Source organism: Corynebacterium lipophiloflavum DSM 44291 (assembly GCF_000159635.1).
GTDB lineage: Bacteria > Actinomycetota > Actinomycetes > Mycobacteriales > Mycobacteriaceae > Corynebacterium > Corynebacterium lipophiloflavum.
In genome coordinates this window covers 125149-131789 of the sequence record NZ_GG667194.1, presented here as the reverse complement: position 1 = coordinate 131789, position 6641 = coordinate 125149, and the positions used below count along the sequence as shown (strand labels likewise).

The 6641-nt window shown below is 64.7% G+C and carries 8 protein-coding genes; 4 read left to right on the top strand and 4 right to left on the bottom strand.

The features are described from left to right. From HMPREF0298_RS08650 to HMPREF0298_RS08640, 3 genes are all read right to left on the bottom strand, one after another. The coding region (locus HMPREF0298_RS08650) for a TlpA family protein disulfide reductase (RefSeq protein WP_006840787.1) at nt 1–340 on the bottom strand (340 nt) is incomplete at its 3' end. Nucleotides 341–489: 149 nt separating this feature from the next. After that, complete coding sequence (locus tag HMPREF0298_RS08645) at nt 490–1998, bottom strand: multicopper oxidase family protein (protein ID WP_006840786.1); 1509 nt, start codon at nt 1996–1998, stop codon at nt 490–492. Nucleotides 1999–2068: 70 nt separating this feature from the next. Then, the gene (locus HMPREF0298_RS08640; RefSeq protein ID WP_040422964.1) at nt 2069–2623 is read right to left on the bottom strand and encodes a CueP family metal-binding protein; all 555 of its coding nucleotides are present in this window, start codon (nt 2621–2623) and stop codon (nt 2069–2071) included. Between the two features lie 404 nt (nt 2624–3027). Here HMPREF0298_RS08640 and HMPREF0298_RS08635 point away from each other — a divergent pair, with 404 nt between their 5' ends. From HMPREF0298_RS08635 to HMPREF0298_RS08625, 3 genes are all read left to right on the top strand, one after another. Beyond that, the gene (locus tag HMPREF0298_RS08635; RefSeq protein ID WP_157464447.1) at nt 3028–3750 is read left to right on the top strand and encodes a response regulator transcription factor; all 723 of its coding nucleotides are present in this window, start codon (nt 3028–3030) and stop codon (nt 3748–3750) included. Further along, on the top strand, nt 3747–4874 hold the full coding sequence (locus HMPREF0298_RS08630; RefSeq protein ID WP_006840783.1) for a sensor histidine kinase: 1128 nt from the start codon (nt 3747–3749) through the stop codon (nt 4872–4874). The genes HMPREF0298_RS08635 and HMPREF0298_RS08630 overlap by 4 nt, the downstream gene beginning before the upstream one ends. A gap of 111 nt (nt 4875–4985) precedes the next feature. After that, nucleotides 4986–5312: a heavy-metal-associated domain-containing protein gene (locus HMPREF0298_RS08625; RefSeq protein WP_040422961.1), complete on the top strand. Its 327-nt coding sequence runs from the start codon at nt 4986–4988 to the stop codon at nt 5310–5312. A gap of 6 nt (nt 5313–5318) precedes the next feature. Here the strand turns inward: HMPREF0298_RS08625 and HMPREF0298_RS12740 are convergent, their stop codons facing one another. After that, nucleotides 5319–5564, bottom strand: a complete 246-nt coding sequence (locus tag HMPREF0298_RS12740; protein WP_006840780.1) for a hypothetical protein — start codon at nt 5562–5564, stop codon at nt 5319–5321. Between the two features lie 9 nt (nt 5565–5573). Between HMPREF0298_RS12740 and HMPREF0298_RS08615 the strand changes: the two genes are divergently transcribed. Then, nucleotides 5574–6641: HAD-IC family P-type ATPase (locus tag HMPREF0298_RS08615; RefSeq protein WP_006840779.1), on the top strand; the 1068-nt coding region annotated here is incomplete at its 3' end.

The window sequence follows — 6641 nt, the reverse complement described above, 5'->3', positions numbered from 1 at the left end:
AGTCGAGAGTCTCCTGGACAAGCTGCAGGTCATCGACTTCCGCCCGACACGGTGCACACCACTGGCCCCAAGCGTTGAGGACGAAGACCTCGCCTTCAAAATCAGACAGGCTGATCTCCTCACCCTCCTCCATCAGCGACGGGCCGGAGAAGTCCGGCAGCGGGGCACGGTCCTCCTTTGCGTAGATAATCTCGGTTTGGCCTCCTGGTGAGTGGGACTGGAAGGTGCCCCCGACGGCGACGGAGTTTCGGGCGACATCGCCTGAGGAACAGGCCGTCAGGGTCACGGCGGTGAGCACCGCGGCAACCGCGATGGCGGCTCTGCGGGGTGTGCTCGGCATGGATTAGATCTCCTTATTCCGGGGCGGTGGGGAAGAAGACAGTGTTCTGGCAGTCCCGGAAGACCACAACACCGAGGAAGGTCATCGTGCTGCCCGGTGGGTGGTCTGCAGCGACCCAGCTCACCCCAGCGACCGACCATGCTGTGGGGTTAGGCGTACCGCAGGGAACTCATCATCCCGGTTTCCTGGTGATAAGCGTTGTGGCAGTGAAACGCCCACTCACCGGGGTTGTCGGCGATCAAGTCCGCGTCCACCGTTTCGCCGGGGAGAATGAGGACAGTGTCCTTGCGCAGGCCGCTACTTCCGGGAAGAGCCCAGGTATGCCCGTGCAGGTGCATCGGATGGGGCATGGCCGTGGGGTTGTGCATCCGCATCCGCAGGCGTTGGCCTTCTTGGACTGTGCCCGGGGAATCAGCACCGTCGATGCGCAGTCCCCACTGGTAGGGCATCATCTGGCCGGTTAATTCGACCGCTGTTTCCTTATCCACGTCACCGGCCGGGAGCAGGGCTCGTTCCGCCGGCTCAAAGGACGTCAAGAAGGTACCGGGGGCAGTGAGTTCGGGGAAGGTAGTCTCTGGTGCGGGGGTCTGGCCCGCGGCGGTCCGGATGACGGCAAACGCCCGGTCGTCCTTGCCGGCGGCCAGGGCGGTCAGGGGAAAGACACCATCACCGAGTACCACCTCCACGTCGACGCGTTCACCCATCGAGAGGTAGAACGACTCGATATCGTGGGGACGGACCGGGAAACCGTCGACGTGGGTGACGGTCATACGGTGACCACCGAGGGCCACCTTGAAGATGGTGTCAGCGCCGGAGTTGATGAACCGCAGGCGGGCCTTATTGCCCGGGCGAGCCTCGAAGGTCCGGTGAGCACGGGGAATGCGTCCGTTGATGAGGTAGTGCGGATACATCACATCGCCGGCATCCCCGCCCAGAGCCAGATCGGGCGTGCCGTGGGCCATCATGCCCCCCTCACCACCCATATCCATCCCGCCGTGGCCACCCATGTCCATGTTTCCGTGTCCGCCCATGTCCATCCCCGTCAACATGGTCAGCTGATCTTCGGGACTGCTGCCGTCGATGCCGTCCAGCCAGTCGTCGAGCACGATGGTCCACTCGACGTCCTGGTCCTCAGCGTCTTGCGGGTCACGGACGATCAGAGGGGCGTGCAGACCCCGGTCGAGTTGTAGGCCGGAGTGGGAATGGTAGAAGTAGGTGCCACCGTGGGGGACTTCAAAAACATAGGAGAAAGACTCGCCAGGTTCAATGGGGTCCTGGGTCATGCCGGGCACACCGTCGGCTGCGTTGTGGAGTGCGATGCCGTGCCAGTGGATGGAGGTGCTCTCAGGCAGTTCATTGGTGATATCGACCTGGAGGACGTCGCCGGCGGTGGCCTCAATGGCCGTATCCCCGGTGTCAGAGACGTATCCCCACGTCTTGGCTTCGATGCCGCCGATATCCAGAGAGAGGGGCCGGGCGGTCAGTGTCCGGCGCACCGTCGGCTCACCGAGCGCAGGGGGGGTGGAAGTGGGGCGAAGGGAGGGACCTGGTGCCGGGGCAGCGGGTCCAGGGTCGCTGGTGCAGGCGGCCACGGCCCCGGTGCCGGCGAGGACGAGCCCGCCGAGCAGAAACTGTCGTCGGGAAAACGCGTTCGTCATGATTTAACCTTCCTGGTGTAAGAATTCAGTGACACGGGAGACAGGCGCAGGTGAGGACCCTGCTGAGCCATCACGTCAGGCGCAGGTCTGTGACACAGGTGGCGCCGTCGTCGGTGGTGGAAAACTCCGTGGTGCCGGTACGCCCCTGGTAGCTGACCTCAATCAGGCCGGTGACATCATCGGGAAGCCAGAAGCCAATAAACCCGTTGTCGAAGGTGGTTGTCGCCTCGTCCACCAGCACCTCACCGGTCGCCTCATCGGTGATCGTGACCTGGATATCCTCATTGCTGAGTTCCCCCAGGCAGGTCGTGAGGCTGTGGTAGAAGCAGTCGTGGGTGGAGGTGAGATAGGGTGCGATTGAGACATACGTCTGATCGTCGGGAAGATCGACCATGACTTCCTGGTCACCGCTCGAGAGCAGCAGTTCATCGGCGCGCACTGAGGCGATCAAATCCGTGGGACGCTCAGTGACCTTCTGCCGGTCGAGGTGATCAATGATCTCCACCGCGTCCATGTCGGCCAGGCCATGGGTAGTCAGGAATGTATCCTGGGACACCGTCCCGTCGGCCGAACACCCCGTGAGGGCGAGGGCAAGGGCGGCGACTGCGATTGCTGCTCGTTTCACGTCAATCTCCTTGGATCGTGGTAGGACCGTGAGAAGACACCGCCTCAAGGTCGATGCCATACCTTTATCTAGCACGGGTGCCTGACGGACTAGAAATCAAAAACCCTGCTCACAGCCTTATAGCAGGGCGAAAAGGGGGTGAATTCGGTGAGCTGGGTCACCAGCGGGACACCATCCCACAGCCGTGGGCGATGTCCTTCTACCCGCCCCGGGTATGCGGTGCTTGCAGTGAAATCCTTGGTGGCGCCTGCTGAACCGGCCAGGGGAGGCGATGTCGCCGGCCCGGGGTGGGACACAGGGGTGACGACGGTCGAAGGGTGATGTTTGAAGATTTGATGAAGATTTTCCCGCCGGGCACTGAGCCAGGGTGGTATTCCCCCCAGGCCGGAGCGATACTGGGGTCTATGGCTGACCGCACACCGACCACCGCCACGCCCCCGGGGCGGGTGCTGGTCGTCGATGATGAACGGGCCCTGGCTCAGATGGTGGACTCCTACCTCATCCGGGTCGGCTTCGATACCCGCCAGGCGCACACCGGCATCCAGGCCGTGGACGAGGCCCGTCGCTTTTCCCCAGATGTTGTGGTGCTGGATCTGGGGCTGCCCGAACTCGACGGCCTGGAGGTGTGCCGACGGATCCGCACCTTCTCGGACTGCTACATCCTCATGCTCACCGCGCGTGGCAGCGAGGACGACAAGATCAGCGGTTTGACCCTGGGGGCGGATGACTACATCACCAAACCTTTTAGCATCCGGGAACTGGTGACCCGGGTGCATGCGGTGCTGCGCCGCCCGCGCACCAGCACCACCCCACCGCAGGTGACCACCCCTTTGATCGTTGGTGACCTCATTCTTGACCCCGTCGCCCATCAGGTGCGGGTGGGGGAGACGACCGTGGAGCTCACCCGCACGGAGTTCGAGCTGCTGGTTGCCCTGGCCCTGCGCCCCGGCCAGGTGCTGACCCGCCACGACCTGGTCACCGAGGTCTGGGACACCACCTGGGTCGGTGATGAACGCATCGTCGATGTCCACATCGGCAACTTGCGTCGCAAGCTCGGCACCGACACCCGGGGCCGGGGGTTTATCGACACCGTGCGTGGCGTGGGCTACCGGGTGGGGCAGCCATGAATCACGGACCCGGCCTGACCTTCCGCTTCCTGACCGCCCAGGTGTTGGTCGTGGTGATTAGCCTGCTGGTGGCCGCGACCGTGGCCACGATGGTGGGCCCGACCCTGTTCCATGATCATATGTTGATGGCCGGCCGGGAGGACCCCTCGCTGGAGCTGTTCCATGCCGAGCAAGCCTACCGGGACGCCAACCTGATCACCCTGGCCGTCGCCCTGCCCACCGCCTTGATCAGCGCCCTGCTGGCCAGCCTGTGGTTATCGCGTCGCCTGCGCACCCCCCTGCAGGATCTCACCCGCGCCGCTACCAGCCTGGCGGCCGGCAACTATCGTATCCGCGTGCCCGCCGGAGAAGCAGGCCCCGAGGTCACCACCCTGGCGCATGCCTTCAACACCATGGCCGACCGGCTGGAACACACCGAACAGGTCCGCCGCCAGATGCTCTCTGATCTGGCCCACGAAATGGGCACCCCCTTATCGGTGCTCACGGCCTACCTCGATGGTCTCCAGGACGGGGTCGTGGACTGGAATAATGCCACCCACACGATCATGGCTGACCAACTCACCCGCCTGACCCGGTTGATGGAAGACATCGACGATGTCTCCCGGGCCCAGGAACACCGGATCGAGTTGGACCTGGCGGAGGAAGGGCTCGGGGATCTGCTCCATACCGCCGCTGCTGCCGCGGGGGAAGCTTATGCTGACAAAGGCGTCGATTTACAGGTCGAGACCATTACGGACACCGCCCGGGTGCTCGTGGACCGGCAACGCTTCGGCCAGGTGATGAGCAATCTCCTGTCGAACGCGCTACGGCACACCCCGGCCGGCGGGCAGGTCCGGATCAGCGTCCACCGACAGGGGGCGTCCACCGCGCTCATCCACGTCGCCGATGACGGCGAGGGCATCCCACCTGGCCAGCTCGGACAGATCTTCGAACGCTTCTACCGGGGGGATGCCGCCCGCAACCGGGACAACGGCGGGGCCGGTATCGGCCTGACCATCTCCAAGGCATTGGTCGAGGCCCACGGCGGCACTCTCACCGCCACCTCCCCCGGACCCGGTCGCGGAGCGGTGTTTGCCCTCCGCCTCCCGCTGTCCCCTCCCGACAGTGAGGAGGCTGCTCGGTGACCACACCCTGCCCCGCGTGAGGGCCGTGCCCTCCACCCCTTGAAAATGTACCCCGGGGGGGTATATGCTAGCGAGCGTTACCGCATCCCACCGACCCGTAGGAGCTTTCCCATGATCACCTCCCCGCCCCGCCTCTTGCCGATGGCCTCCCACGGCTGCAGCTGTTGCGGACCTGCCTCACGTGCCGACACCGCCTCCACCCCTGCCGCCAGCGACTCGTCAGCAGGAGGGTCCTCCCCTAGCTACCAGGTCACCGGCCTGACCTGCGGGCGCTGCGCGAAAAGCGTGACCCAGGCCCTTCAGGCCCTCCCCCAGGTCGACGACGTCCAGATTGATCTCGCTGCTGGTAGTGTTTCCACCGTCACGGTGACCGGTGTCGTACCTCCGGAGATGGTTCGCCGGGCCATCGAAGAGGCCGGCTACACCGTCTTATCCTGATCAGTTTTACCCATCATCTTGACCCCGACCGGGTTGAGCGAAAGGAACGTCATGAGCACTCCTCACCATTCCGGTGATCACCATGGTGATCACCCCGCTCCGGAAACAGACCACACCCACCACCCGGATCATGCCAGCCACGAACACCACGCAGATGCCGACACCCACGGCCAGGCGATGCCCCACGATCACCCGCACTCCGCCCTGGACGAAGACCACCACGTTCATGGTCACGGCGAACACGCTGGACACAGCACCGCAATGTTTCGGGACCGCTTCTGGTGGTCGCTGATTCTGTCCATTCCCGTCGTTATTTTCAGCCCCATGGTCGCCCACCTGCTCGGCTACCACCTCCCGGCATTCCCCGGATCCACCTGGATCCCCCCGGTGCTGGGCACAATCATCTTCGTCTACGGCGGAACGCCTTTCCTCAAGGGCGGATGGAACGAACTGAAATCCCGCCAACCCGGGATGATGCTCCTGATCGCCATGGCCATCACCGTGGCGTTTGTCGCCTCCTGGGTCACCACTCTGGGGCTGGGCGGTTTTGACCTGGACTTCTGGTGGGAGCTGGCCCTGCTGGTGACCATCATGCTGCTGGGCCACTGGCTGGAGATGCGCGCTCTCGGGGCCGCGTCCTCCGCGCTTGACGCGCTGGCTGCCCTGCTGCCGGATGAGGCCGAGAAAGTCATCGACGGGACCACCCGCACCGTGGCCATCTCCGAGCTGGTTGTCGACGACGTCGTGCTGGTGAGGGCCGGTGCCCGGGTGCCGGCCGACGGAACCATCATCGACGGAGCCGCCGAATTCGATGAGGCGATGATCACCGGCGAATCCCGTCCCGTCTTCCGCGACACCGGAGACAAGGTGGTCGCCGGTACCGTGGCCACCGACAACACCGTCCGCATCCGGGTGGAGGCTACCGGCGGGGACACCGCCCTGGCCGGGATCCAACGCATGGTTGCCGACGCCCAGGAGTCCTCCTCCCGGGCCCAGGCCCTGGCGGATCGGGCGGCGGCGTTGTTGTTCTGGTTCGCGCTGATCACCGCTCTGATCACCGCGGTGGTGTGGACCATTATCGGCAGCCCGGACGATGCCGTGGTGCGCACGGTCACGGTGCTGGTCATCGCCTGTCCGCACGCCCTGGGCCTGGCGATCCCGCTGGTCATTGCGATCTCCAGCGAGCGGGCCGCGAAATCCGGGGTGCTCATCAAGGACCGGATGGCGCTCGAGCGGATGCGCACCATCGACGTGGTGCTCTTCGACAAAACCGGCACTCTGACCGAGGGGGCGCACGCGGTCACCGGTGTCGCGGCAGCTGTCGGCGTC

Coding starts and splice junctions, on each gene's coding strand:
- HMPREF0298_RS08635 (WP_157464447.1), top strand. CDS start 3,028: ATGGCTGACCGCACACCGACCACCGCCACGCCCCCGGGGCGGGTGCTG.
- HMPREF0298_RS08625 (WP_040422961.1), top strand. CDS start 4,986: ATGATCACCTCCCCGCCCCGCCTCTTGCCGATGGCCTCCCACGGCTGC.
- HMPREF0298_RS08645 (WP_006840786.1), bottom strand. CDS start 1,998: ATGACGAACGCGTTTTCCCGACGACAGTTTCTGCTCGGCGGGCTCGTC.
- HMPREF0298_RS08630 (WP_006840783.1), top strand. CDS start 3,747: ATGAATCACGGACCCGGCCTGACCTTCCGCTTCCTGACCGCCCAGGTG.